Source organism: Cypionkella sp. (genome assembly GCF_030652235.1).
Taxonomy (GTDB): domain Bacteria; phylum Pseudomonadota; class Alphaproteobacteria; order Rhodobacterales; family Rhodobacteraceae; genus Cypionkella.
The window spans coordinates 29,890-52,081 of sequence record NZ_JAUSBA010000025.1 but is presented as its reverse complement, the minus strand read 5'-3'; the positions used below and the strand labels follow the sequence as shown (position 1 = coordinate 52,081).

The 22,192-nt window shown below is 60.7% G+C and carries 23 protein-coding genes, 2 pseudogenes and 2 riboswitches; of the genes and pseudogenes, 16 read left to right on the top strand and 9 right to left on the bottom strand.

All coding sequences use genetic code 11. The features are described from left to right. Positions 1 to 140: 140 nt before the first annotated feature. From Q7V03_RS07770 to Q7V03_RS07760, 3 genes and pseudogenes are all read right to left on the bottom strand, one after another. Positions 141 to 533 (bottom strand): annotated as a pseudogene (locus Q7V03_RS07770) (iron ABC transporter substrate-binding protein); the annotation flags it as partial. 9 nt (positions 534 to 542) lie between these two features. Continuing rightward, positions 543 to 1,310 carry an ABC transporter ATP-binding protein gene (locus tag Q7V03_RS07765; RefSeq protein WP_304925033.1) on the bottom strand — a complete coding sequence of 256 codons (768 nt, stop codon included), beginning with the start codon at positions 1,308 to 1,310 and terminating at the stop codon, positions 543 to 545. Between the two features lie 111 nt (positions 1,311 to 1,421). Next, a riboswitch (cobalamin riboswitch) is annotated at positions 1,422 to 1,637 on the bottom strand. Between the two features lie 54 nt (positions 1,638 to 1,691). Continuing rightward, complete coding sequence (locus tag Q7V03_RS07760) at positions 1,692 to 2,810, bottom strand: Gfo/Idh/MocA family protein (protein WP_304925032.1); 1,119 nt, start codon at positions 2,808 to 2,810, stop codon at positions 1,692 to 1,694. A gap of 320 nt (positions 2,811 to 3,130) precedes the next feature. Here Q7V03_RS07760 and Q7V03_RS07755 point away from each other — a divergent pair, with 320 nt between their 5' ends. After that, positions 3,131 to 3,709, top strand: coding sequence for a MurR/RpiR family transcriptional regulator (locus tag Q7V03_RS07755; RefSeq protein ID WP_304925031.1), 579 nt, complete (start codon positions 3,131 to 3,133; stop codon positions 3,707 to 3,709). Positions 3,710 to 3,873: 164 nt separating this feature from the next. Here Q7V03_RS07755 and Q7V03_RS07750 read toward each other — a convergent pair whose 3' ends face one another. Genes Q7V03_RS07750 through Q7V03_RS23825 form a run of 4 tightly spaced genes read right to left on the bottom strand, consistent with a single transcriptional unit; the run spans position 3,874 to position 7,484 of the window. Beyond that, positions 3,874 to 4,698 carry an SDR family oxidoreductase gene (locus Q7V03_RS07750; RefSeq protein ID WP_304925030.1) on the bottom strand — a complete coding sequence of 275 codons (825 nt, stop codon included), beginning with the start codon at positions 4,696 to 4,698 and terminating at the stop codon, positions 3,874 to 3,876. Further along, positions 4,695 to 5,612, bottom strand: a complete 918-nt coding sequence (iolE, locus tag Q7V03_RS07745) for a myo-inosose-2 dehydratase (RefSeq protein ID WP_304925029.1) — start codon at positions 5,610 to 5,612, stop codon at positions 4,695 to 4,697. The genes Q7V03_RS07750 and iolE overlap by 4 nt, the downstream gene beginning before the upstream one ends. Position 5,613: 1 nt before the next feature. Next, the gene (locus Q7V03_RS07740) at positions 5,614 to 7,272 is read right to left on the bottom strand and encodes a thiamine pyrophosphate-dependent enzyme (protein ID WP_370651089.1); all 1,659 of its coding nucleotides are present in this window, start codon (positions 7,270 to 7,272) and stop codon (positions 5,614 to 5,616) included. Then, positions 7,191 to 7,484 (bottom strand): hypothetical protein, encoded by a 294-nt coding sequence (locus tag Q7V03_RS23825; protein ID WP_370651088.1) that lies wholly within the window; start codon positions 7,482 to 7,484, stop codon positions 7,191 to 7,193. Before Q7V03_RS23825 ends, Q7V03_RS07740 begins: the two co-directional genes overlap by 82 nt. A gap of 242 nt (positions 7,485 to 7,726) precedes the next feature. Between Q7V03_RS23825 and Q7V03_RS07735 the strand changes: the two genes are divergently transcribed. The 3 genes from Q7V03_RS07735 (at position 7,727) to Q7V03_RS07725 (ending at position 9,309) form a co-directional block, all read left to right on the top strand. Further along, positions 7,727 to 8,293 (top strand): HpcH/HpaI aldolase/citrate lyase family protein, encoded by a 567-nt coding sequence (locus tag Q7V03_RS07735; protein ID WP_304925028.1) that lies wholly within the window; start codon positions 7,727 to 7,729, stop codon positions 8,291 to 8,293. A gap of 105 nt (positions 8,294 to 8,398) precedes the next feature. After that, the gene (locus Q7V03_RS07730) at positions 8,399 to 9,010 is read left to right on the top strand and encodes an NAD(P)-dependent oxidoreductase (RefSeq protein WP_304925027.1); all 612 of its coding nucleotides are present in this window, start codon (positions 8,399 to 8,401) and stop codon (positions 9,008 to 9,010) included. Then, the gene (locus Q7V03_RS07725) at positions 9,007 to 9,309 is read left to right on the top strand and encodes an NAD(P)-dependent oxidoreductase (RefSeq protein ID WP_304925026.1); all 303 of its coding nucleotides are present in this window, start codon (positions 9,007 to 9,009) and stop codon (positions 9,307 to 9,309) included. The genes Q7V03_RS07730 and Q7V03_RS07725 overlap by 4 nt, the downstream gene beginning before the upstream one ends. On the opposite strand, the gene Q7V03_RS07720 is transcribed toward Q7V03_RS07725, so the two are convergent. Next, positions 9,287 to 10,225 carry a LysR family transcriptional regulator gene (locus Q7V03_RS07720; RefSeq protein WP_304925025.1) on the bottom strand — a complete coding sequence of 313 codons (939 nt, stop codon included), beginning with the start codon at positions 10,223 to 10,225 and terminating at the stop codon, positions 9,287 to 9,289. The two genes, Q7V03_RS07725 and Q7V03_RS07720, sit on opposite strands and share 23 nt — an antisense overlap. 81 nt (positions 10,226 to 10,306) lie before the next feature. On the opposite strand from Q7V03_RS07720, the gene Q7V03_RS07715 reads away from it, so the two are divergent. After that, entirely contained in the window at positions 10,307 to 11,173 is an 867-nt protein-coding gene (locus Q7V03_RS07715) for an oxidoreductase (RefSeq protein ID WP_304925024.1), read from the top strand. On the opposite strand, the gene Q7V03_RS07710 is transcribed toward Q7V03_RS07715, so the two are convergent. Beyond that, a complete protein-coding gene (locus Q7V03_RS07710; protein ID WP_304925023.1) occupies positions 11,170 to 12,039 on the bottom strand; it encodes a hypothetical protein in 870 nt (289 codons plus the stop codon). The two genes, Q7V03_RS07715 and Q7V03_RS07710, sit on opposite strands and share 4 nt — an antisense overlap. Positions 12,040 to 12,162: 123 nt before the next feature. Between Q7V03_RS07710 and miaB the strand changes: the two genes are divergently transcribed. From miaB to Q7V03_RS07655, 11 genes and pseudogenes are all read left to right on the top strand, one after another. Continuing rightward, on the top strand, positions 12,163 to 13,461 hold the full coding sequence (gene miaB, locus Q7V03_RS07705) for a tRNA (N6-isopentenyl adenosine(37)-C2)-methylthiotransferase MiaB (RefSeq protein ID WP_304925022.1): 1,299 nt from the start codon (positions 12,163 to 12,165) through the stop codon (positions 13,459 to 13,461). A 219-nt stretch (positions 13,462 to 13,680) separates the two neighbouring features. Continuing rightward, positions 13,681 to 14,223: an OmpA family protein gene (locus Q7V03_RS07700; protein WP_304925021.1), complete on the top strand. Its 543-nt coding sequence runs from the start codon at positions 13,681 to 13,683 to the stop codon at positions 14,221 to 14,223. Between the two features lie 11 nt (positions 14,224 to 14,234). Continuing rightward, positions 14,235 to 14,588 (top strand): hypothetical protein, encoded by a 354-nt coding sequence (locus Q7V03_RS07695; protein WP_304925020.1) that lies wholly within the window; start codon positions 14,235 to 14,237, stop codon positions 14,586 to 14,588. Between the two features lie 189 nt (positions 14,589 to 14,777). Continuing rightward, positions 14,778 to 15,794 (top strand): PhoH family protein, encoded by a 1,017-nt coding sequence (locus Q7V03_RS07690; RefSeq protein WP_304925019.1) that lies wholly within the window; start codon positions 14,778 to 14,780, stop codon positions 15,792 to 15,794. Positions 15,795 to 15,910: 116 nt separating this feature from the next. Then, positions 15,911 to 16,411: an rRNA maturation RNase YbeY gene (gene ybeY, locus Q7V03_RS07685; RefSeq protein ID WP_304925018.1), complete on the top strand. Its 501-nt coding sequence runs from the start codon at positions 15,911 to 15,913 to the stop codon at positions 16,409 to 16,411. A 38-nt stretch (positions 16,412 to 16,449) separates the two neighbouring features. Further along, the gene (locus tag Q7V03_RS07680) at positions 16,450 to 17,367 is read left to right on the top strand and encodes a transporter associated domain-containing protein (RefSeq protein ID WP_304925017.1); all 918 of its coding nucleotides are present in this window, start codon (positions 16,450 to 16,452) and stop codon (positions 17,365 to 17,367) included. A gap of 1 nt (position 17,368) precedes the next feature. After that, positions 17,369 to 18,844 (top strand): apolipoprotein N-acyltransferase, encoded by a 1,476-nt coding sequence (lnt, locus tag Q7V03_RS07675; RefSeq protein WP_304925016.1) that lies wholly within the window; start codon positions 17,369 to 17,371, stop codon positions 18,842 to 18,844. A gap of 35 nt (positions 18,845 to 18,879) precedes the next feature. Then, positions 18,880 to 18,927: riboswitch (SAM-SAH riboswitch) on the top strand. 7 nt (positions 18,928 to 18,934) lie between these two features. Next, positions 18,935 to 20,101, top strand: a complete 1,167-nt coding sequence (gene metK, locus Q7V03_RS07670; protein WP_304925015.1) for a methionine adenosyltransferase — start codon at positions 18,935 to 18,937, stop codon at positions 20,099 to 20,101. Positions 20,102 to 20,245: 144 nt separating this feature from the next. Continuing rightward, positions 20,246 to 20,695: a DMT family transporter gene (locus tag Q7V03_RS07665; RefSeq protein WP_304925014.1), complete on the top strand. Its 450-nt coding sequence runs from the start codon at positions 20,246 to 20,248 to the stop codon at positions 20,693 to 20,695. 63 nt (positions 20,696 to 20,758) lie between these two features. Beyond that, a pseudogene (gene queF, locus Q7V03_RS07660) lies at positions 20,759 to 21,180 on the top strand (preQ(1) synthase). Between the two features lie 98 nt (positions 21,181 to 21,278). Then, positions 21,279 to 21,965: a tRNA (guanosine(46)-N(7))-methyltransferase TrmB gene (locus Q7V03_RS07655; protein ID WP_304925013.1), complete on the top strand. Its 687-nt coding sequence runs from the start codon at positions 21,279 to 21,281 to the stop codon at positions 21,963 to 21,965. Positions 21,966 to 22,192: the final 227 nt, after the last annotated feature.

Sequence of the window (22,192 nt, the reverse complement as noted above, 5' to 3'; positions counted from 1 at the left end):
GCCAACACCGTCTTCGACAGCTACGATAAAATCCTCGACCAATGCGCCGCAGCCTGGAACTTCTTCGCGAACGAACCGGCAGCGATAACCTCGATCATGTCCAGAGACTGGGCAACGGTCAATATCTAGGGCCGTTGGTATAACTCATAGGTTTTGATGCCCAAAGGCTCCAGCGTTTCAGGCGTCACCTCGCCGCCGACCTTCATGCCATAGTCCCAGCCAGCAAAGAAGAAATCGGCATCTGCGCCCGCCAGCACCTCTTTGGTCGGGTATTTAGCGGAAAGTTCTGGCAGTTCCGCCACGCCTTCGCGCATTTCGGGATCGAGGGTCTTCCAGCCGGAAATGCCCGTGTAGCCGACCATATGATCACGCAGGCCCAGCACCAGCATCATCTCGGTCAGGTTCACATCGTTGGAAATAGCAGCGGTGGGGGCGGCGTCGAAGGTCACCTCGCGGTTGCAGCTTTTCACCGTCACGGGAAAAGCGGCGACAGAGGTGGCCGAGAGCAGCAGGGCAATCAGGGCGAGTTTCATGGAGAAATCCTAAAGATGGAAGGAAAAGCGCGGCGAAGCACCGGAACGGTCGACGCGGGCGGTGACATTGAAGGCGGTGGCGATGTGATGCACTGACAGCGCTTGGTCTGGCGGGCCGTCGGACAGCACGCGGCCATTGGCCAGCACCAACACTCGGTCGGCGAATTGCGCCGCTAAGGTGAGGTCGTGCAGGGTGCAGATCACCGTGAGGCCAAGGCCGCGCAGAAGCGCCAGAAGTTCAAGCTGGTGACGGATGTCCAGATGGTTGGTCGGCTCGTCCAAGATCAACACGCGGGGTTCTTGCGCCAAGGCGCGGGCGACCATGACGCGCTGTTTCTCACCGCCCGAAAGCGTGCCGAAGGCATGGTCAGCGAAGCGGTCAAGGTCGAGGCGGCTGAGGGCGGCGCTGATCACCTCGGCATCGCGCAGGCTGGCGGCGGCAAATCCCGCACGATGCGGCAGGCGACCCAGCGCCACGATCTGCCGCGCGGTCAGAGCGAAATCCGTGGGCTGTTCTTGCAGCACAGCGGCGACCAAGCGGGCGGTTTCGCGGGCGGAGTGCAGCCAGATATCGCGCCCCATCAGGCTGACAGTGCCCTTTCGGGGCGCGACATAGCGGTAGAGCATTCGCAGCAGAGAGGATTTGCCCGCGCCATTCGCACCGCAAATCGCCATCACGTCGCCTTCAGCCAGCGCAAAGTTGATGTCGGTCAAAATGTCAGGCCTGCGCGGAGGGGCCCAGCACAGGCCGCGCGCTTCCAATATGGGGTGGATCATTGCTTAACCCCTCTGTACAAAGGAGTTGCTCTGACGGATGTCAGCGATTTGGGCCATCAGGGGCCCGTACATAGTCATCATAGCATCCTTCCCCAGGCGCCCCGCCCGGTCGGTTGTTTCGGCTATGATGGCAGGTCTCCTGACTCGCGGGTCGTGGCTTGCCTGCGCCTTCCCACCCCGTCGGGGCAGTGGACTTTGCAGGTTCGCTCACCGCTTACAGTTGCGGGGGCAGTCACGGATTTGGCGGCTAATGCCTACACCATACCGTATTCCCTTTTGATCCGACGCAGCTTTGCACCTGCCGGAACCATCGCCGCTAAAAGAGGGCGTTTGCCTGCCGCTGTCAATCCGATCAGCGACAGGGGACGGTGGTTTTGCGCCCTAGGCGATGTCGAGCCAGCTTTGCTGTTGCGACGAGGCTTGTATGGCCTCCACCAAGGTCTGAATCCGCAGGCCCTTGCGGAAGTTGAACGGCTCGGACGCTTTGCCGGCGATGGCATTGATGTAGCCCGCGACCTCGATCGCCTTCAGGTCGTTGAAGCCGATCTGATGACCCGCGGCAACGCAGAACAACCCGTAGGGGGCATGATCCGGGCCAGCCTCGATGCGGCGGAAACCTTGGCGGCCTTTCGCATCGGCGGTAGAGAAGTAATTGAGGACGTTGAAATGTTCCTGACTGAACGCCAGCGCGCCCTTGGTGCCATAGACCTCAAAATCATGCTGCATCTTCCGGCCAGTGGCGATCCAGTTGCCTTCAATGCTGCCCGTGGCACCATTTTCAAACCGCAGGAAAGCGCGGCCCACATCGTCCACCGTCACGGCTTTGCGACCGCCTTTGCCATCGGGACGCTCGGCAATCATTGTCACAACGTCGCCCATCACGCGGGTGATAGGGCCGCAGAGGAATTCCGCGGTGGCGAGGGCATGGCTGCCGACATCGGCCAAAGCCCCGCCGCCCGCCGGGTCGTGTCGGAAGCCATAGGGGCCGTTGGCATCCGCCATGTAATCTTCGGCGTGCAGGCCACGGTAGCCACGGATTTCGCCCAACTCGCCCGCCTGAATTATCTCCCGGGCCAAGGCCAGCATCGGGTTGCACAGGTAGTTGAAACCCACTTGGGTTTTCACCCCACGGGCCTCGGCGGCGAGGGTCATTTCCAAGGCGTCAGCCGCCATCGGGGCCAACGGTTTCTCGCAATACACATGCTTGCCAGCGGCAATCGCGGCCAGCGACATTTCCTTGTGCAGGGCGTTCGGCGCGGTGATCGACACCAAATCAATCGAAGGGTCTGCCATGATGGTGCGCCAGTCGGCGGTGGCATGGGCAAAGCCCAAAGTCTGCGCCGCGCGCGCTGCCGCCTCATCCGTGATATCGGCCACCGTGTGCAATTCAAGATCACAGGGAAGCTCGAACACCCGAGGGGCCGAGGTGAAGCCAAACACATGCGCCTTGCCCATAAAGCCCGTGCCAATCAGGCCGATGCGAAGTTTTGGTTTGCTCATCTTGGGGCATCCTTATGGGGGTAAACTGCGGTTTCGGGATGAAATCCGCGATAGGGTTGGGGCTTGGTTTGGTCAAGCGTGTGATCTTTGGCAGGGCCAAAGTCTCGTCAAAAGCCATCAGCGGGCGTGGCGGTAAATTCTGTTGCAGTCGCGCGGCTTTGTCATAGGAAACAGGGGAGAGGGTGATTTCCAGATGCAAGACGCCGATGTTCCGCACAGCCATGAAACCTGATCCGTCTGATCCATGACCGCTATGAGGCCCTGAGCAAGTCCTATCGATCATCGCGCGCTATCTGACGCAGAACCCAAACGATGTGGCGGTGCTGAGCGTCACGGCGCTGGCGGTGAAATGCGACGTGCATGCGTCGAGCTTCGTGCGGTTCGCGCAGGCCTTGGGCTATTGCGGGTTCAAGGAATTGCAGGTGTTGTTTCAGCGCAGGCTGTCCGCCGCAGCCCCCGGTTTTGATGCGCGTGTGCGGGCATTGGAGGCCGAACTGCGCGGGCGGGCAGATCATTCCGAGATCGGCTTTCTGCGCGATCTGGTGGTGCGGGATCTGACCTCGTTGCAGGATTTGCTGGCCTCGATTGACGCGGCGCAAATCGCCCGTGTGGTGGATCTGATGGAGGTGGCGGATACGATCTATCTGCTGGGGCAACTTCGATCCGCCCCGGTGGTGGATTTGCTGTGCTATGTGCTGGCTATGCTGGGCAAAAGGGTGGTTTTGCTGGATCCCGGCGGCGGCTTGGCGACGCATATGGCGCGGACGATGCAGCCGGGCGATCTGCGGTTTGCGGTCAGCTTCCGGCTCTACGCGGCCGAGGTGGTGAATATCGTCGAGGATGTCGCAGCGCGGGGGTGCCGATTGTGGCGATTAGTGACAACACTCTGTCGCCGCTGACGAAGAACGCGCAGGTGTTGTTCGCGGTGCCCTAGCATGAATATACTTTCCCGCGGTCTTTGTCGGCGCCGATCTGTCTGGCGCGGGCCCTGACGGTGGCCTTGACGGCGCGGCTGCAAAACACCGCAGGCGCGCCGCGCATTCCGATTGTGACAGCGCGCTGATTACAGGGTCATCGGGCCATCCGGCACTGGCATCCCGCCCGCAACTGCGCCCCAGACCGATTGATCGAAGTTGACCACAGCCCCGGTCATCAGGCCAGCGTCGTCCGAGACAAGGAAGTTGACCGCGCGCGCAGCCTCGGCGGGGTCAACCAAGCGGCCAAACGGCAGTTTGGCGGCGGCCTCAGCCTCCCAATCCGCGCCACCCGTTGCGGCTTGCAGTTCGCGTTCGTGGTCGGATGACATCCAGCCGATGTTCAACTGATTGACCCGGATGCGGTTGGCCATCACCGAAAACGCGGTGTTGGTGGTCAGGGTGGTCAGCGCGCCTTTGCTGGCGCAATAGGCGTTGATGAAGGGTTGCCCCGCCAGCGCCGAAATGGAACCGATGTTGTAGATCGCGCCTTGGATTCCATCACGGATCATCAGCTTGATCGTGTCTTGCATCAAGAAATACGGGCCACGGACGTTGACGGCAAACATGCGGTCAAAGAGCGCGGGGGAGGTATCCAGAATGGTGCCGCGATCGGTCAAAGCCCCTGCGTTGACCAGCACATCAAGGCGGCCAAACAGGCGGTCGGTGTGGGCTATGGCAGCCCGGCAATCCTCCACCGTGCCGAAATCGGCAACGATGAAATGCGTTTTGGTGCCGTGGGTTTGGTGAAGGGCTTGCGCCACAGCCTCACCGCGCGCAGCGTTGCGCCCGGTGACGATGATGCCCGCCGCCCCCGCTGCGGCCAAGCGGTGTGCGATGGCAGCACCAAGCCCCTGCGTCGCCCCGGTGACTACGCAGATTTTACCGTCCATGCGGTTGCCGGAAAATGTCATTGCACAACCTCATATCCTGCCGCTGCCATGACGCGCAGCAGTTCTCTATGGCCCTTTTGCGCCATCTCTAACGGCGGCGAGATATTGGGGTCTTGCTCGGCCTCAACCACAAACCAGCCTTCATAGCCGTAAGAAGCACAGCGCTTGACGATGGTTTCAAAGTCAAGCGAACCATCGTTCGGCACGGTAAGCGCGCCTTTCATCACCGCATCGAGAAAACTCTCACGCGAGCGATCCAAGCCGTTTATCACCTGCATCCGCACGTCCTTTGAGTGCACATGGCTGATGCGTTTGTGATGGTTGTCCAACACCCGCAGCACATCGCCACCGGCAAAAGCCATATGGCCTGCATCGAACAGCAGCGGGATGCCCGCGCCGGAGTGTTTCATGAACAGATCGAGTTCAGCCTCGGTCTCAATCACCGCCGCCATGTGGTGATGATAGGACAAAGGCATGCCCTGCTCGGCGCACCATTCACCAAAGGTGGTCATGTCATGGGCATAGGCGCGGATTTGATCTTCGGACAGCTTGGGTTTGCTGGCGAAGGGTTTAGAGCGGTCGCCTTGGATCGAGCGGGCAACTTCGCCGTAAACGATGCAGGGCGCGCCTGCGGCGATGAAGAAATCCATTTGGGCGCGGATACGGTCTTTGTTCAGCGCAATGCCATCGTCCAGCACGGTGCCAGAAAACCAACCACCACAGACCGAAATGCCGTAGCGGTTCAGGATCGGCCCCAACTCGGCCATATCCATCGGAAAGCGGCGGCCCGTCTCCATGCCGGTGAAGCCTGCCACGGACGCCTGCCGCAGACATTCCTCTAGCGTTACATCTTCGGACAGTTCCGCCAGATCGTCGTTCCACCACGCGATAGGGGCGATGCCGAGTTTGGCTTTCAGAGGGGATTTGGTGTTCATATCAAACTCCAATGCGCTGCTTGGCGCGGATTTGTTCCTGATGGGCGCGGGCTTGGCGCACGCCCTTGCGGGTGGATACCTGAGGCACGCCGACATCCCAATTGGCATCATCGGGCACCCAAGCAAAGGCGTCGGTGGTGATCGAGATGACGGTGGTGCGGTCGGTGGTCTTGGCCCATTCAAGCGCTGTGGCAAGGTCAGAGAGGCTTTCGACCTGGCGGCTGGCGGCCCCCATCGCCGCCGCATAGGACGCGAAATCGACATGTAGTGGGGCCGAGGGCTTCTGCACAGGGCAATCTTTCAGCAAATTATTGAACCCCGGCACACTTTTGGCCTGCTGCAGGCGGCTGATTTCTGCATGGCCGCCTTTGTCGCAGACCACGATGATCATTTTGTGACCCGACAGCACCGAAGAATAGATGTCAGAATTCATCATCATATAGGTGCTATCGCCGAGCATGACGATAGGCGTCCCTCCTACTGTTCCGGGGCCGCTTTGCGCCATCGCACAGCCCCAGCCTGCGGCAATCTCGTAGCCCATGCAGGAAAACCCAAACTCCAGATCACAAGTTTGCGGGGCTTTGACTCGCCAGCTTTTGGCAACTTCGCCGGGTAGGCCGCCAGCGGCAGAAATCAGCGTGTCATGTTCGCCGGCGGCGATGTTCACTTGGTCAACGACTTGCGCATAGGTCGGAACGGGCGTGTTGGTGGAGGCCTGGTGGCTATCGAGCAGCGCATCCCAATCGGCAACCAACGCCTTGGCGCGGGGCAGGTAGGCGGGGTCGGCGTGCCACTCGCCAAGGCCCACGTTCAACTCGATGACGGTTTCCAAGGCATCCCCCACCACCGCCAAAGCCCGGTGTTTGGTGGCGTCGCAGCGGGCCGCGTTGATGCTGATAAAGCGGGCGTCTTGCGCAAAGGCGGTCCATGATTCTGTGGTGAAATCCTGCAACCTTCTGCCTATCGCCACGATAACATCCGCCCCAGCAGTCAAAGCATTGGCAGAGGTCGATCCGATAATTCCAAGCGGGCCGCAATGCACCGGATGATAATGCGTCGGGCCGCCCTTGCCTGCATTCGTCTCAACCACCGGAATCCCGCGCGCAGCGGTAAATTCGGCGACCGCCGCCTCGGCTCCGGAATAGCGCACGCCGCCGCCTGCGATGATCAGCGGCGCTTTGGCGGATTTCAGCAGATCAACCGCTTGCGCCAAAGCGCTGCGGTCGGCGCGCGGGCGAGGAATCGTCCACAGACGCTCCTCAAAGAACACTTCGGGGCAATCAAACGTCAATTCCTGCATATCTTGTGGCAAGGCAATAAAGGCCGGGCCGCAATCGGCAGGGTCCAGCATCGCCGCCACAGCTTGCGGCAAGGATGAGATAATCTGCGCCGGATGGGTGATGGGATCCCAGTACCGGGTGACCGCCTTGAAGGTATCGTTCACCGTCAGCGTCGGGTCACTGTAATGCTCCACCTGTTGCAGCACCGGATCGGGCAGGCGGTCGCTGAACGTGTCGCCCGCGATCAACAGAACCGGTAGGCGGTTGGCGTGGGCAGTGCCCGCCGCCATCACCATGTTCAGCGCCCCGGCCCAATCGAAGAGGTGGCAATCATGACCTGACGCTGCCGCTTCGCCTTGGCAAAGCCAATCGCGGCCCATGCCATCGACTGTTCATTCTGCCCGCGCCATGTCGGCAGCCGGTCTTGCACGGCCGCCAAAGCTTCGGACAGACAGGTCACGTTGCCATGACCAAAGATGCAGAACACGCCCGCAAACAGCGGCACGCACTGGCCGTCAATTTCGGTCATCTGCGCGGTCAACCAGCGCACCAGCGCTTGGCTCATCGTCAGGCGCGTTGTGCCGGTAGACATGCGGGCTCCTCCCAATCTCTTGGGCAGATCGTAGCCATTGGGATGGATTATTGACAATGTAAAATCTTCGCAACGATTGCTGCAATGTCGATTGGAGGCAAGGACATGATCGCGAACACACTGAAAGCGCTCTGGGCACAGGGTAAACCTGCGATCAACGGGTGGTGCAGCATCGGCAATCCGTTCACCGCCGAGATCATGGCGGCTCAGGGCTTTGATTCTGTGACCATTGATATATTAATATGCAGCACGGCGCTTTGGATTATTCCAACCTGCTGCCGATGTTCCAAGCGATGCGGGCGAGTGGTGCTGTGCTGATGGCGCGTGTGCCGTGGAACGAGCCGGGGATCGTGATGAAGGCGCTGGATGCCGGAGCGTATGGCATCATCGGCCCGATGGTCAACACCGCCGAGGATGCCGTGCGTTTCGTTAGCTACCTGCGCTATCCCCTTTTGGGCCAGCGCAGCTTTGTGCCGACACGGGTCTCGTTTGCGGCGGGGGCGAATTACGCGGGCGAGGCGCATGACAATATCCTTGGCTTCGCGATGATCGAGACCGCCGAAGCAATGGCAAATTTGGACGCGATTGCTACCACGCCGGCCTTGGATGGGCTGTATATCGGGCCAGCCGGTCTGACCTTGTCGCTGACGGGGGGCAAGTTGGCTCCGGGGGGTTTTGACCGCAAGGAACCCGAGATGATCGCCGCCATTCAGCAGATTCTCGCCGCGTGCAAAGCGAATGGCCTGCGCGCGGGGTTGCATTGCGGCACGCCGAGTATGCGGCCCGTGCGATTGGCTGGGGGTTTCTGACCATAGTGGGGGGGCGTTTTCTGGCGGCGGCTCTGCCGGGGCGGCGGTGACCCGGTTTCGCGTTCTGACCAACAGCGAGGCCAAGGTCGAAAAGGGGGCCTATTGATGCCGCAAATCGTGGTGGCGGGGAAGTTGCATCCGGCAGGGTTGGCGCTGCTGGGCGCCGCAGAGGGCGTGACGTTTGACCATATTGAGGAGATTTCCGAGGCCTCGCATCAGCCCTATCTGGCCCGCGCCGATGCGCTGGTGATCCGCACCCAACCGCTGGACGCCGCCAGCATCTCCCGCGCGCGCGAGTTGCAAATCGTCTCACGTCATGGCGTTGGCTATGATGCGGTCGATCTGATGGCGCTGAACGCGCGGCGGATTCCGCTGTGCATCGTGGGCGATGTGAATTCGGTCTCGGTGGCCGAACACGCGATGATGCTGTTCTTGGCTTGTGCAAAGCGCTTGATCCGGGCGGATGCCAGCACCCGGCAGGGGCCATGGGGTTGGCGCAATCGGCTAAAGGCGAGCGAGATTTCTGGCAAGCGCCTGATGATCTTGGGCTATAGCCGGATCGGGCACCATCTGGCGCGGATGGCTTCGGGGTTCGGCATGGAGATCCATGCGCATGACCCTTACCTTGCGGCGCAGGGCTGGCCGAAGGGGACGGTTGCCTCGGTGGCTGCGCTGGCTGACGGGCTGGCTTGGGCGCGGTGGAGATGGCGCAGATGAAGCCGGGGAGCATCGTGATCAACGCGGCGCGCGGCGGCATTCTCGATGAACTCGCCTTGGTGCGGGCCTTGCGCTTGGGCCATAGCGGTGCTGCGGGGTTGGATGTGTTCGAGGCCGAACCACCCTTGCCAGATCACCCGCTTCTGGGGTTTGATCAGGTGATCCTGACGCCAAACATCGCCGGGCTGACCGCGGAAAGTGCCGAGCGGATGGCGGTGGCTTCGGTGCAGGATGTGTTGGATTTCCTCAACGGCAAACTTGACCCGGCACTGATCGTCAACCGGGCTGCGCTGGTCTAAGGCTGGGCCGTTTGGCGCGATCTTCCGCTACCAGCTCCACGAAGGCGCGCAATGGGGCGGGCATGAACCGACTGGAGAAATACAGCCGGGGGCCGTCAAATTCCGGCCACCACTCGGGCAGCACCGCCACCAGCGCGCCGCTGTCCAGATGCGGTTGTAGCCAGTTCTGAAAGGCAAAGATCAGACCGCGTCCGGCGATGGCAAGGTTGATCGCGGCGGCGGACGCGGCAGTGCCAAGCACCAGCTTGGCGGTTGGATCAAGGGCTATCACCTCGGCCCCACGCTGAAACGTCCAGTCGGTCAAGGCTCCGCTGGAAAAGCGGGTGCGGATGCAGCAATGCACGGTGAGATCATTCGGGTGCAGCGGTGTTCCGTGTGCGGCCAGATAGGCGGGCGCTGCGACCAGTGCAGCATGTTGCACGACGGGGCCAATCGGCACCGCGATCATATCCTGCGCCAGATGCTCGCCATAGCGGATGCCCGCGTCGCAATCGGCGGCGGTGACATCGACAAGGCGGTCATCCACCACCACCTCGACCCGAACCTCGGGGTAACGCGCCATATAGAGGTCGAGCAGTGGCGGTAAAATATCCACCATCACGGCTCCGGGCACGTTCAGCTTCAGCCTGCCGCGCACCTGCCCTTGCACGCTTTGGGCATCGTTCAGCGCCGCTCGCGTCTCGGACAGCAGCGGCGCGATCCGGGCGGCAAGGATGCGCCCGGCCTCAGTCGGCATCACGCTGCGGGTGGTGCGGGTCAGCAAGGGCGCGCCGATGCTGGTCTCCAGCCGGGTGATGGTTTCGCTGACAGTTGAGGCCGACAGACCCAAGCGGCGCGCGGCTGTGCGAAAACCGCCTGCCTCGGTCACGGCAAGAAATACCTGTAGATCGTCAAGCGAGGCGGCATTGTTCGACATGCCGATCAACCTATTCGGATTCTGGCGGATTATCAATTTCTACCGAACGGCTATTTTTGGCGTATCAACAGGAGCAACACCATGACCAAGACAGCCGCAGCCGCCGGGCGTTTCACCTTCCCCAGCACCGAACTTTCCGTCAATCGCATGGGCTATGGCGCGATGCAACTGGCCGGGCATCATGCCTTCGGCCCGCCCGCCGACCCAGATGAGGCTCGCGCCGTGCTGCGCGAGGCTTTGGCTTTGGGGGTCGATCATATCGACACCAGCGATTTCTACGGCCCGTTTGTGACCAACGCATTGATCCGCGAGGCGTTGTTTCCTTATACCGCCAATCTGGTGTTGGTGACCAAAATCGGCGCTTGGCGCGATGACAAGGGCGGCTGGATTCTGGACCGTAGCGCCGATTTTCTGCGCCAATCGGTTGAGGACAATCTGAAACGGCTGGGCCTTGACCAAATGGCGATTGTAAACCTGCGGATGGGTGGCCCCGCCGATGACATTGCCGCGCCGATGCAGGTGATGCGGCAGATGCAAGACGAAGGGATGATCGCACATATCGGCGTCAGCACGGTGGATGCAGCTCAGCTTGCCGTCGCCCGCGACATTGCGCCGATTGTCTGTGTGCAGAATCACTACAATCTGGTCCACCGCGCCGATGACGCGATGGTTGACGCCTTGGCGGCGGATGGCATCGCCTATGTACCGTATTTCCCGCTGGGTGGCTTCACGCCACTGCAAAGCGATGGGCTGAAGCAAGTGGCGGATGATCTGGGCCAAACCGCGCAAGCTGTGGCCCTCACGTGGCTGTTGCAGCGCAGCCCGAACATTCTGCTGATCCCCGGCACGTCGCGCCGCGCCCATCTGCGCGGCAATATCGCGGCGGCGAGCCTAAGGCTAGACGAAGGCCACTTGGCTCAACTCAACGCCATCGCTGCACGGGCTTAAAACCACTGCCCAGGCTCCATCAGCCCCAGATCCATCAACTGCTGGCTGTGCCAATCAAACGGCGTCGAGTTGTGCCATTTGAAATCAAGGATATCAAAGCGCGAGCCCGCGTTCGAGCGCAGGGCTTTCGCGGTGCGAAAGCTGACGATGGCGGTGGTGATGTTGTGGTGCCACGGGCAGGCGTAGGTGTTGTATTCTTCATCCGACAAAGTAAAATCCGATCGAAGGGTTAGCCCCGGTTTGGTACGGAACAAAGCAATCCGATCAATCTTGCGGCGCGGCACTGGGATATGTTCTTCAAACCGCCAGCGCAGCCCGCCAAAGAAATCCAACTGACGCTCTTTCGGGTAGTTGTGGTTCGCCAGATCAGGCCGACCCAAGGCGTAATAGCCGGATTTGTCCAGGTGCGCATGATCCAGTGACACCGCATTGGGATAGATGTTCAGGTCATTGGCGTACAGATCGACGACATAAGACAGCACTGCATCGCGGCGTTCTTCGCTGTGGAAGGACAGCATTTCGCGGATATTGCGGGTCTCGCAGAACGGGAAGAACAGATATTCGGTGTTGTAGCAGTAATAAAGCCAAATGCCGGGGGCGGCGGCGATCACCTTGTTCACCGCCTCGACCAAAGCCTCCACCGTCGGGGCCTCATAGGGGATGCGGTGGATTTTCGCCTCTAGTTCTGCCGATACTGGAATGGCATCGGGGGCAAACAGGGCAAGCTGCACGAAGCCAGCCTCAAGATGGTGGCGGACGGTGGTATCCACCTCAACCGCGTCTTCGGCAAAGATCAAGGCAAGCGGGCCTTTCGCCAAGGCACCCTTGGCCTCGGCCAGAAACTGATTAAGCGACGTATACTTCATGCCCTGCCCAACTGCCTTTGGCTTATTTGCGGCAGAATCCGTTAACAATCCCTGCAACGCAAGCCCCGGCGTTGCGAAGGGGCGCTGTTTGGCATAGATCAACAGCCCAGACAGGGGTGCGTCATGGCCGATCCGAAGAAATTGTTCATCAAGACATACGGCTGTCAGATGAACGTCTATGATTCCGAGCGTATGGCCGAGGCTATGGGCGCGGATGGCTATGTCACGACCGACACTGCCGAAGACGCCGATATGGTACTGCTGAACACTTGCCACATTCGCGAGAAGGCGGGTGAAAAGCTGTATTCCGATCTGGGGCGGCTGAAAAAGCTGAAACTGGCGCGGCCGGATGTGAAGATCGGCGTGGCGGGCTGCGTGGCGCAGGCCGAAGGTGCCGAGATCATGCGGCGGATGCCGATTGTTGATCTGGTAGTTGGGCCACAATCCTATCACCGCTTGCCGGAAATGGCGCGGGCAGGCACGCCGCAGGTCGATACCGATTTCCCGCTGGAAGATAAGTTCGATCTTTTGCCCGAGCGGAAGGCCAGCCGTGGCCCTATGGCGTTTCTGACCGTGCAGGAAGGCTGCGACAAGTTCTGCGCCTTCTGCGTGGTGCCCTATACCCGTGGTTCCGAGGTATCGCGTGACCCGCAGCGCATCCTGACCGAAGCGCGCGGCTTGGTCGAAAAAGGCGTGCGCGATCTGACCCTGCTGGGGCAGAATGTGAATGCGTATCACGGCGGCGGCTGGACGCTGTCTCGCCTGATCCGCGAACTCGCTGAAATCGACGGGTTGCAGCGCATCCGTTACACAACCAGTCACCCCAACGATATGGATGACGACCTGATCGCAGCACATGGCGATCTGCCGAAATTGATGCCCTATCTTCACCTGCCCGTGCAGTCGGGCTCGGATCGCATCCTGAAGGCGATGAATCGCAAGCACACCGCCGAAGCCTACCTGCGCCTGATCGAACGCATCCGTGCGGCGCGGCCAGATATTTTGCTGTCATCAGATTTTATCGTCGGGTTCCCCGGCGAAACCGATCAGGATTTTGAAGACACCCTGGCACTGATCCGCACGGTTAACTATGGCATGGCCTACAGCTTCAAATACTCCGCCCGCCCCGGCACTCCGGCTGCGGAAAAGCCCGAGATCGACAGCGCCGTCGCCGATGCCCGCCTGCAAACCCTGCAAGCCCTGCTCACCGAACAACAGCGCGGCGTGCAACATTCGATGGTCGGGCGCGAAGTGAGCGTGCTTTATGAGAAGGCCGGGCGTGAGGCTGGGCAGATGATTGGCAAGTCTGATCACCTGCATGCGGTGTTCGTCAATGATCCGAATGGCAAGGTGGGAGAGATGGTGCGGGTGAGAATCTTAGCTTCGTCGTCCAACTCTTTGGCAGGCGGGCGTATTTCCTGATTGCCATGCAACCGGCATCGTTTCCATTCCGCCAGCAGTGCGTTGCGCGGGCCAAATTTATAGTCAGACACGCAACAATTAGTCTTGAAAAAGCCATAAACCCATAGATTTTGCTTTACTTCACAAGACCGCCTCGGCAAACCTTCGCTCATATCTATGTGAATTCCGAATGGTTAAAGGGGAGCTGCCACAGTGGAGCGTTTTTCCAGAGCAGTGCGAATGGCAATCGGGGGCGCAGCAATGGCTGCGGGCCTGATGATGGCAAGTGGGGCGGTGGCGCAGACAGCGCCGCAAATCGCCGGCAAGATCCAGTGGGGCGTATGGGTTGATGACGACGGCTGTATGCACTGGTGGGCAGATGGCGGTGCCGAAGGCTATATGCTCGACCGTGTTAATCCCAAGACAGGCAAGCCTGTTTGTCTGAAGCGCAACACCTGTCTGGTGCAAAACACCGACACATTGTTTGCCACCGACAGCTCTAAGCTGACCGCTTATGGCCGCCGCTACCTGACCGATTTCTTCCAGAATTCGGGCGCGTTTGGTTATGCCGTTTATGGCCACACCGACAGCCGCGCCTCGGATGAGTACAACATCAAACTGTCGCAGCGCCGTGCTGCTTCGGTTGCTGCTGTTGCCCGCTCGGTCGGCGCCATGGTGGATCGTGAGATTGGCTATGGTGAGCGTCAGCCGCGCGCCACCAACGCAACCGCCGAAGGGATGCAGCAAAACCGCCGCGTCGAAGTCGTCTGCTACAAGTGGTGATGGTGATGAACATGTCAAAACTCAAAGCTTTTCCGCTTCTGGCACTTGCCGCAATCAGCCTCAGCGCCTGCGAGGGCACTGGCCTTGTTCCGTACACAGCAAGTCCGAATACTGTGATTGCAGCCGCGCATGACACGGGCCGGGATAGCTCTGCTTTGGTCGAAGGCGAAGCCGCCATCGCCTATGACCCTGATGGTTGTCAAGGCTGGATCATTGATGACGGTATCGAAGGCTATTCTGGTCGCCGTTACGATCCGGTGTCTGGCCTGCCGGTCTGCAACAACCACTATCCGCCGGGAACGGTTTTGGGCAATTACCAGACCTCGTCGGCACCGATCAAAGACTGGGTGCCGAACGTCCGCTAATCGTCGCGCACAGGCTAAAACATAGCACAGACCACGGGATGCTTCCGTGGTCTTTTTTTATTGCCCGGTTCTTGCGCAAAGATGTCGCTGTCATCACTTTGATATCAAGACCATGCAGGTTGTTCTTGCCAGAGTCTTTGGCAGGTCTACACTACATTTAGACGTCACCTGAACCGCAAGGAGATCCCTTTGGGCATCAGCGCGCTAACGCCCCCGACCCGTTCCGAGGATATTGTCGAGACTGTCCTCGAATTTCCCGATAACCGGCTTTTGATCAGCCTTTGCGGCGAGTTTGACCGCAATTTGGCGCAGATCGAGCACCAGATGGGGGTGCATGTGCTGCGACGGGGCAACCGCTTGTCCGTCATCGGCGACAAGGGCGCGCGCGAACAGGCGGCGGCGGTGCTGCGGTCTTTGTATGCGCGGCTTGAACAGGGCCGCAGCGTAGCGGCGGGCGACATTGACGGCGCGATGCGGATGGGGCGGCCAATGCCGGATACCAAACTGGAAGCCTCTGATCAGATTGAGATGTTTACCGGCGGTGGCATCGAACTCCGCACCCGTAAAAAGCCGATTGAACCGCGGACCGAGGCGCAGAAGGAGTATGTGAAAAACCTTTTCGCCAATGAGATGGGCTTTGGCATCGGGCCTGCGGGTACGGGGAAGACCTATCTCGCGGTCGCTGTTGGCGTCACCATGCTGATCTCGGGCGCGGTCGAAAAGATCATCCTGTCGCGTCCGGCGGTCGAAGCGGGCGAGCGGTTGGGCTTTCTGCCCGGCGATATGAAGGAAAAAATCGACCCCTATATGCAGCCTTTGTACGATGCGCTGAACGATTTCTTGCCCGCAAAGCAGATCCAAAAGCTGCTGGAGGAAAAACGCATCGAAATTGCACCGCTGGCCTTTATGCGGGGCCGCACTTTGTCCAATGCTTTCGTGGTGCTGGATGAGGCACAAAACTCCACCACCATGCAGATGAAGATGTTCCTGACCCGTCTTGGGGAGGGTTCGCGCATGGTGATCACCGGTGACCGCACGCAGGTCGATTTGCCGCGTGGCACCGCGTCCGGGTTGCAAGATGCCGAGCGGATTTTGAAAGGGGTGAAGGGCGTGACTTTCAACTATTTCACCTCGAAAGACGTGGTGCGGCACCCGCTGGTGGCGCGCGTGATCGAGGCTTACGAGCGCGACGAAGCGCAAGGCTGATACGCGCGGCTCATCAAGCCTGACGGTTTTGTTCGCGGCGTGGCACGGGTGCGCCATTTGAAGCGAACAAAGCCGATAGGCTTGATGAGCGCGCCCAGTCTCTATAGCTAGGCGAGATGGAACCACTTGTTGATATCGTCTTTGAAGATGCGCGTTGGGAAGCTTTGGGGCTGCAATCCCTCGCTGAACCCGCTGTGCGCGCAAGTTTTGCAGAACTTGGGCTGGCCGAGGGAGGCTTTACCCTGTGTCTGATGGGCTGCAATGATGCGCGGATTCTAGAGCTGAACGGCGATTTTCGCGGCAAGGCCAAGCCGACCAATGTGCTGAGTTGGCCATCGGAAGAACGTGGCGCGGATGCGGGCGAAGTGCCCGATCTGCCGCAACCGGGTTCGGCGGACGATCCCGAATCCCTGGGCGACATCGCGATCTCTTATGACACTTGCGCGCTTGAGGCGACCGAAGCGGGCAAGCCCTTGGCCGAACATGTGACACATTTGATCGTGCATGGGCTGTTACATCTGCTGGGTTATGATCACATCCGTGCCGCGGACGGCGATCTGATGGAAGCCACCGAGGTGCGGATACTTGCGCGTCTAGGGCTTTCTGACCCATACTAAGAGCATTGGCCCCTCGGGGCGTTTTGGAACAAGGACCAATGGGCAGTAGCAACGACGGGTTACCCGCAGCGCCAAAGTCGCGCGCGGATGCCGATGAGGCCGAGGCCTCGACACGCGGATTCTTCGGGCGGCTGTTGTCCGCCTTCAACTCCTCTGACAGCAGCGAGGGCGACGAGGAAGCGGCGGCGCTGACGCCCGCAAAAGGCGGCCTGCTGGGGTTAAGCAACCTGCGCAGATTGCGGGTCGATGATGTCGCCATCCCCAAGGTCGAAATTGCCGCCGTGCCGCTGGACATCGGCAAGGAGGATCTGGTTGAGGCGTTTCGCCAGCATGGCTTTAGTCGCTTGCCGGTCTACAAGGGCACGTTGGATCATCCGCAGGGCTTGGTTTTACTGAAGGATCTGGCCTTGCAGCATGGTTTTGGCGCGTCTGGGCGGTTCTCGCTGAAGAAACTGCTGCGTCCGGTGTTGTTCGCGCCGCCGTCGATGCCCGCCGCGACCTTGTTGCAGAAGATGCAGCGCGACCGAGTACATATGGCTTTGGTGATCGACGAATACGGCGGCGTTGACGGTTTGGTGACCATCGAAGACCTGATCGAGACGGTGATTGGCGAGATTGAGGACGAACACGACGAGATTGAAGGCGCGCTCTGGAGCGAGGAATCGCCGGGTGTGTTCGTGGCACAGTCCACCGTGTCGCTAGATGATTTCGAGGCTGCCATCGGCATGACCCTGCGCAATGGCGAAGATGACGAGGATATCGACACTTTGGGTGGGCTGGTGTTCCTGCGCACGGGTCGGGTTCCGGTGCGGGGTGAGATCGTGCCGCATGAATCCGGGGCGGAGTTTGAGGTGTTGGATGCTGACCCGCGCCGGATCAAACGCCTGCGGGTGCGGCTGCCGGGGGCGATAGCGCCGGTGGTGGCCCAGGCTGTGGTGCCCGAGGTGGAAGGCTAAGATGCTCCGCAAGATCAGGGCGGGCTGGCCCGGTCTGTCGGGCGTTGGCTTGGCGGCTGTACTGGGGGTGCTGGCAGCCTGTGGCCAGGCACCGCTAGGGGCATGGTATCTTAGCCTCCCCGCCTTGGCAGGGTTGTGCAGGCTGATCGGGCGCAGTCCTGCGCCGATCTGGCTGGCATGGTTCGCAGGCGCCGGGTATTTCGCCGCCGCCCTCAACTGGATCGTGCAGCCCTTCATGGTCGATGCCGCGCGCGATGGCTGGATGGCCCCGTTCGCGCTGGTGATCATGGCCTTCGGAATGGCGTTGTTTTGGGCTTTGGCAGGTTTTTTAAGCCGCTACTGTCGCAACCCCACGCTCGGCTTCGCGATCGCCCTCGCTGCCACCGACCTTTTGCGCGGCTATGTGCTGACCGGATTTCCGTGGACGCTGATCGGCCATATCTGGATCGACACCCCCGTCGCGCAACTGGCGGCATATCTCGGGCCAAGCGGGCTATCGCTGCTGACAGGATTGCTTGCTGCTGGCCTTGCCTTGTGCCGCCCGCTGTCAGTGGGCTTGGCACTAGCCAGCCTCGCCGCCGCTTGGGGCTTTGGCGCATGGGCCCTCGCGCAACCGATGCCCGCTGACCGCCTCGTCACCCTGCGCCTTGTGCAGCCAAATGCCGAACAGCAGGCGAAATGGGACCCAGCGCTTGCGCAGCAGTTCTTTGACCGCCTGCTTAGCCTGACTGCGGTGAAACCCACCCCCGATTTGGTGATCTGGCCAGAAACCGCATTGCCCTATCTGCTCGACCGTCACCCCGAAATCGGCGGCATGATCGCCAGTGCGGGCGGTGGCGCCCCGGTCGCTATCGGGATGCAGCGGGTGGAGGGTGACAAGGCGTGGAACTCGCTCGCGGTGATCGCCCCGGATGGCAAGACAAGCGCCACCTATGACAAGCACCATCTTGTGCCGTTCGGTGAATACATCCCGTTGGGTGACGCGTTGTTCCAATGGGCCAATATCTCGGCTTTTGCGTCACAGGTTGGCAATGGCTATATGGCCGGGCCCGGTCCGCAACTGCTTGATCTTGGCCCGAAACTGGGGCGCGCTCTGCCGCTGATCTGCTACGAGGCGGTGTTCCCACAAGACCTGCGGGGCACCGAGCGGCCCGATTGGCTGCTGCAAATCACCAATGACGCGTGGTTTGGCCGGTGGACCGGGCCGTATCAGCACGCCGCCCAAGCCCGCCTGCGCGCGATTGAACAGGGACTGCCGCTGGTCCGCGTCGGCAATACCGGCGTTACAGCGGTCTATGATGCACGCGGCCGTATCACCGCCAGCCTGCCATTTGAAATCGCCAGCTACCTTGACGCGCCCCTTCCCGCCGCCTTGCCTGCCACCCCCTACGCGCGATTCGGCGAGATCCCGCTTCTGGTGTTGCTGGCCGGACTCGCAGCCGCCCTGATCCGGCCACGCAAACGGTCCCACCCTTGACCTTTACGCTGGATTGGGTCTAAGGCAGACCGATAAAACCCGCACAACGGCTTCCTGGCGTGCGAGGATAACCCAACGGAGCACTTCCCCATGAGCCGCCAAAACTACATTTTCACCTCGGAATCCGTGTCCGAGGGCCATCCTGACAAACTCTGCGACCGGGTGTCAGATGCCATCCTCGATGCCTTCCTGACCGAAGAGCCGAACGCGCGTGTGGCGTGTGAGACGTTCGCCACCACCAACAGGGTGGTTGTCGGCGGTGAAGTTGGCCTTTCGACCGAGAAAAAGACCGCCGAGATGGTCGAGCGTGTCGAAGACATCGTGCGGGCTTGCGTCAAGGACATCGGCTACGAGCAGAAGAAATTCCATTGGGAAAAGATCAAGGTTCACAACTACCTGCACGAACAATCCGCTCATATCGCGCAGGGCGTGGATAAAGACGGTGCGGGCGATCAGGGCATCATGTTCGGTTATGCCTGCCGCGAGACGCCGGAACTGATGCCGGCCCCGATCCAATACGCCCATGCGATCCTGAAACGCTTGGCGGAAGCGCGCAAATCCGGCGCAGAGCCGACTTTGGGGCCCGATGCCAAAAGCCAGCTGTCACTGCGCTATGTTGATGGCAAGCCGGTAGAAGTGACCTCGATCGTTCTTTCGCATCAGCACACCGGCAAAAAACAATCCTCCGCCGATATCCGTGCGATCGTGGAGCCTTACATCCGCGAAATCCTTCCGGCAGAATGGCTGACCGATGCGACCGTGTGGCACGTTAACCCGACAGGGACGTTTGTGATTGGTGGGCCAGATGGTGACGCAGGTTTGACGGGCCGCAAGATCATCGTCGATACCTACGGCGGCGCTGCACCGCATGGTGGCGGTGCGTTCTCGGGCAAAGATCCGACCAAGGTCGACCGCTCGGCGGCCTATGCCGCGCGCTACCTGTCGAAGAACATCGTCGCCGCGGGCCTTGCGGATCGCTGCACCTTGCAGGTGTCCTATGCAATTGGCGTGGCCGAGCCACAGTCGATCTACGTCAATACCCACGGCACCGGCGTTGCGCCCGATGATGTGATCGAGCGCGCCGTCGCCGCCTGTATGGATCTGACCCCGCGCGGCATCCGCGAGCATCTGCACCTGACCAAACCGATCTATGCCCGCACTTCCGCCTACGGCCATTTCGGGCGCGCCCCGGAAGCCGACGGTGGTTTCTCGTGGGAGAAGACCGATTTGATTGACGCGTTGAAAGCGGCGGTTTAATTCCGAACTTGCGGGCGGCGATGGCTTGGTTTACCCACGTCGCCGCCCGCAAGGCAATGCATCTGGCGAAATCAACGGGTTTCAAGACCAAGGCGCATCCGCGCCAACCGGACGCCAGACATCACAGCCTTGGGAATCCGCCAAATGCATAGTGACACAACGCGGTACGCCCTGATCATGCTGCTGGCGGGCATCGGCATCCCGATCCTCGCGGCACTCAATTCCCAGCTGGGCGCACGGATTGGCGCACCGGTGGCGGCATCGGTGGTGCTGTTCACAGTTGCCTTACTGGCCTGCGTCCTCGTACTGGTGTTTTCCGGTCAGGCTTCAGCCTTCGCCGCCATGCCTGCGCAGCCGAAACATCTGTTTGCAGCGGGCCTGTTCGTCGCCTTCTATGTGTTGTCGATCACCTTTGTCGCGCCGCGCTTTGGCGTCGGCAATGCGGTGTTCTGCGTGCTGCTTGGCCAAATGATCGCAGCCACCCTGATCGACCAGTTCGGCCTGTTCGGCGCGGCGGTGCACACTGTCACCGTCACCCGTGCGGCGGGGCTTTTGGCGATGGTTGGGGGCCTTGCGCTGATTCAACGCGGCTGAGCCTTTGCTTGACGGCTTACTCCAGCGGTGCTCGGTCGCCCCCTTCGTCGCGAGGATAGCAGAATGACCAGCAAAGATGTATCCGGCCTCGCCCAGTTGGGTGCGGCCACGGCTTTGCCCGCAGGCCCCGATCAAGCTGTGCTCGAAAAAGTACCCGCAGGCCATGCCGGCACACTCTTTTGCGTGCGCTTGACCGCGCCTGATTTCACCTCGATCTACCCGATGACTGGCCAACCAGATTTTGCCCATATCGTCATCGACTATGTGCCGCGCGCTGACTGGTCGAGAGCAAATCGCTGAAACTTTACCTTGGCAGTTTCCGCAACCACGGCGCGTTCCACGAGGATTGCACCTTGGACATCGGCAAGAAACTGGTCGCCCTGATTGATCCGGTCTGGCTGAGCATCGGCGCATATTGGTTTCCACGCGGTGGCATCCCGATTGATGTGTTCTGGCAGACCGGAACCCCGCCCGAAGCCGTCTGACTCCCAACCAAGGCGTTGCCCCCTATCTATCGGGGCCGGGGTTGACGCAGACCGCAAACCAAGGCTAGAGGCGACAGTCCAACCACGAGGCCAAAGCCATGTATGATCCCGTTGAACGCCGCAATTTCTACGGTCGCGTGCATGGCAAAACCCTGCGCGCCAGCCAGAAGACCTATCTGGAGGAAGACCTCGACCGCCTCAGCCTGCCGGGTGTGGCGCGGGAAGATAACCCCGAACGCCTGCCCGTCGAACTTGCGCGCTTTGAAGACAAGCCGCTCTGGCTGGAAATCGGCTTCGGCGGTGGCGAGCATTTGGTCCACATGGCCGCCACCTATCCCGATATCGCCATTATCGGCTGCGAGCCCTTTGTGAATGGCATCGCCATGCTTCTGGGCAAAATCCGCGCCGCAAACGTCACCAACCTCGCCATCCACCCCGGCGATGTACGCGAACTGTTCGACGTGTTGCCCCCGGCATCCATCGCCAAAGCCTTTCTGAACTACCCCGACCCTTGGCCGAAAGCCCGCCACCACCGCCGCCGCTTCGTCACCCAAGGCTACCTGACCGCCCTTGCGCGCACCTTGCAACCCGGTGCCGAACTCCGCGTCGCCACCGACATCCCCGATTACGTCCGCCAAACGCTGGAAGAAGTCCCACAAGCGGGATTCACCTTGCTGGATCAGGGCGAGCAGCCGTGGTTAGATTGGCTCTCGACTCGTTACGAGCAAAAAGCCCTGCGCGAAGGCCGCCCACCGCATTACCTAACCTTCCAGCGTAACGCCTGAAACACCAGTCGGATGCGCTCCGCGCGGGAGTATTTCAGAAAGAGCAAATCCTTAAGTAGTTGCTCTTTTTGAAATACTCCCGCCGGAGGCTCTACGATGTCGCCCCAACCCCACGCAACAAACCCATCCTGCGGCAGCAGTGTGCGCGTGCCCCCTCGATGGGGGCCAAGCACGCAGCCCTTGTCAGGTCAACCGTGGACCCCGGCCCTTGCTTGCGCTATCAGGCT

Bases quoted from the DNA above. Each gene is read 5' to 3' on its own strand.
- Q7V03_RS07765 (WP_304925033.1), bottom strand. From the start codon at position 1,310: ATGATCCACCCCATATTGGAAGCGCGCGGCCTGTGCTGGGCCCCTCCG.
- Q7V03_RS07760 (WP_304925032.1), bottom strand. From the start codon at position 2,810: ATGAGCAAACCAAAACTTCGCATCGGCCTGATTGGCACGGGCTTTATG.
- Q7V03_RS07750 (WP_304925030.1), bottom strand. From the start codon at position 4,698: ATGACATTTTCCGGCAACCGCATGGACGGTAAAATCTGCGTAGTCACC.
- iolE (WP_304925029.1), bottom strand. From the start codon at position 5,612: ATGAACACCAAATCCCCTCTGAAAGCCAAACTCGGCATCGCCCCTATC.
- Q7V03_RS07740 (WP_370651089.1), bottom strand. From the start codon at position 7,272: ATGGGCCGCGATTGGCTTTGCCAAGGCGAAGCGGCAGCGTCAGGTCAT.
- Q7V03_RS23825 (WP_370651088.1), bottom strand. From the start codon at position 7,484: ATGTCTACCGGCACAACGCGCCTGACGATGAGCCAAGCGCTGGTGCGC.
- Q7V03_RS07735 (WP_304925028.1), top strand. From the start codon at position 7,727: ATGCAGCACGGCGCTTTGGATTATTCCAACCTGCTGCCGATGTTCCAA.
- Q7V03_RS07730 (WP_304925027.1), top strand. From the start codon at position 8,399: ATGCCGCAAATCGTGGTGGCGGGGAAGTTGCATCCGGCAGGGTTGGCG.
- Q7V03_RS07725 (WP_304925026.1), top strand. From the start codon at position 9,007: ATGAAGCCGGGGAGCATCGTGATCAACGCGGCGCGCGGCGGCATTCTC.
- Q7V03_RS07720 (WP_304925025.1), bottom strand. From the start codon at position 10,225: ATGTCGAACAATGCCGCCTCGCTTGACGATCTACAGGTATTTCTTGCC.
- Q7V03_RS07715 (WP_304925024.1), top strand. From the start codon at position 10,307: ATGACCAAGACAGCCGCAGCCGCCGGGCGTTTCACCTTCCCCAGCACC.
- Q7V03_RS07710 (WP_304925023.1), bottom strand. From the start codon at position 12,039: ATGAAGTATACGTCGCTTAATCAGTTTCTGGCCGAGGCCAAGGGTGCC.
- miaB (WP_304925022.1), top strand. From the start codon at position 12,163: ATGGCCGATCCGAAGAAATTGTTCATCAAGACATACGGCTGTCAGATG.
- Q7V03_RS07700 (WP_304925021.1), top strand. From the start codon at position 13,681: ATGGCAATCGGGGGCGCAGCAATGGCTGCGGGCCTGATGATGGCAAGT.
- Q7V03_RS07695 (WP_304925020.1), top strand. From the start codon at position 14,235: ATGTCAAAACTCAAAGCTTTTCCGCTTCTGGCACTTGCCGCAATCAGC.
- ybeY (WP_304925018.1), top strand. From the start codon at position 15,911: ATGGAACCACTTGTTGATATCGTCTTTGAAGATGCGCGTTGGGAAGCT.
- Q7V03_RS07680 (WP_304925017.1), top strand. From the start codon at position 16,450: ATGGGCAGTAGCAACGACGGGTTACCCGCAGCGCCAAAGTCGCGCGCG.
- lnt (WP_304925016.1), top strand. From the start codon at position 17,369: ATGCTCCGCAAGATCAGGGCGGGCTGGCCCGGTCTGTCGGGCGTTGGC.
- metK (WP_304925015.1), top strand. From the start codon at position 18,935: ATGAGCCGCCAAAACTACATTTTCACCTCGGAATCCGTGTCCGAGGGC.
- Q7V03_RS07665 (WP_304925014.1), top strand. From the start codon at position 20,246: ATGCATAGTGACACAACGCGGTACGCCCTGATCATGCTGCTGGCGGGC.
- Q7V03_RS07655 (WP_304925013.1), top strand. From the start codon at position 21,279: ATGTATGATCCCGTTGAACGCCGCAATTTCTACGGTCGCGTGCATGGC.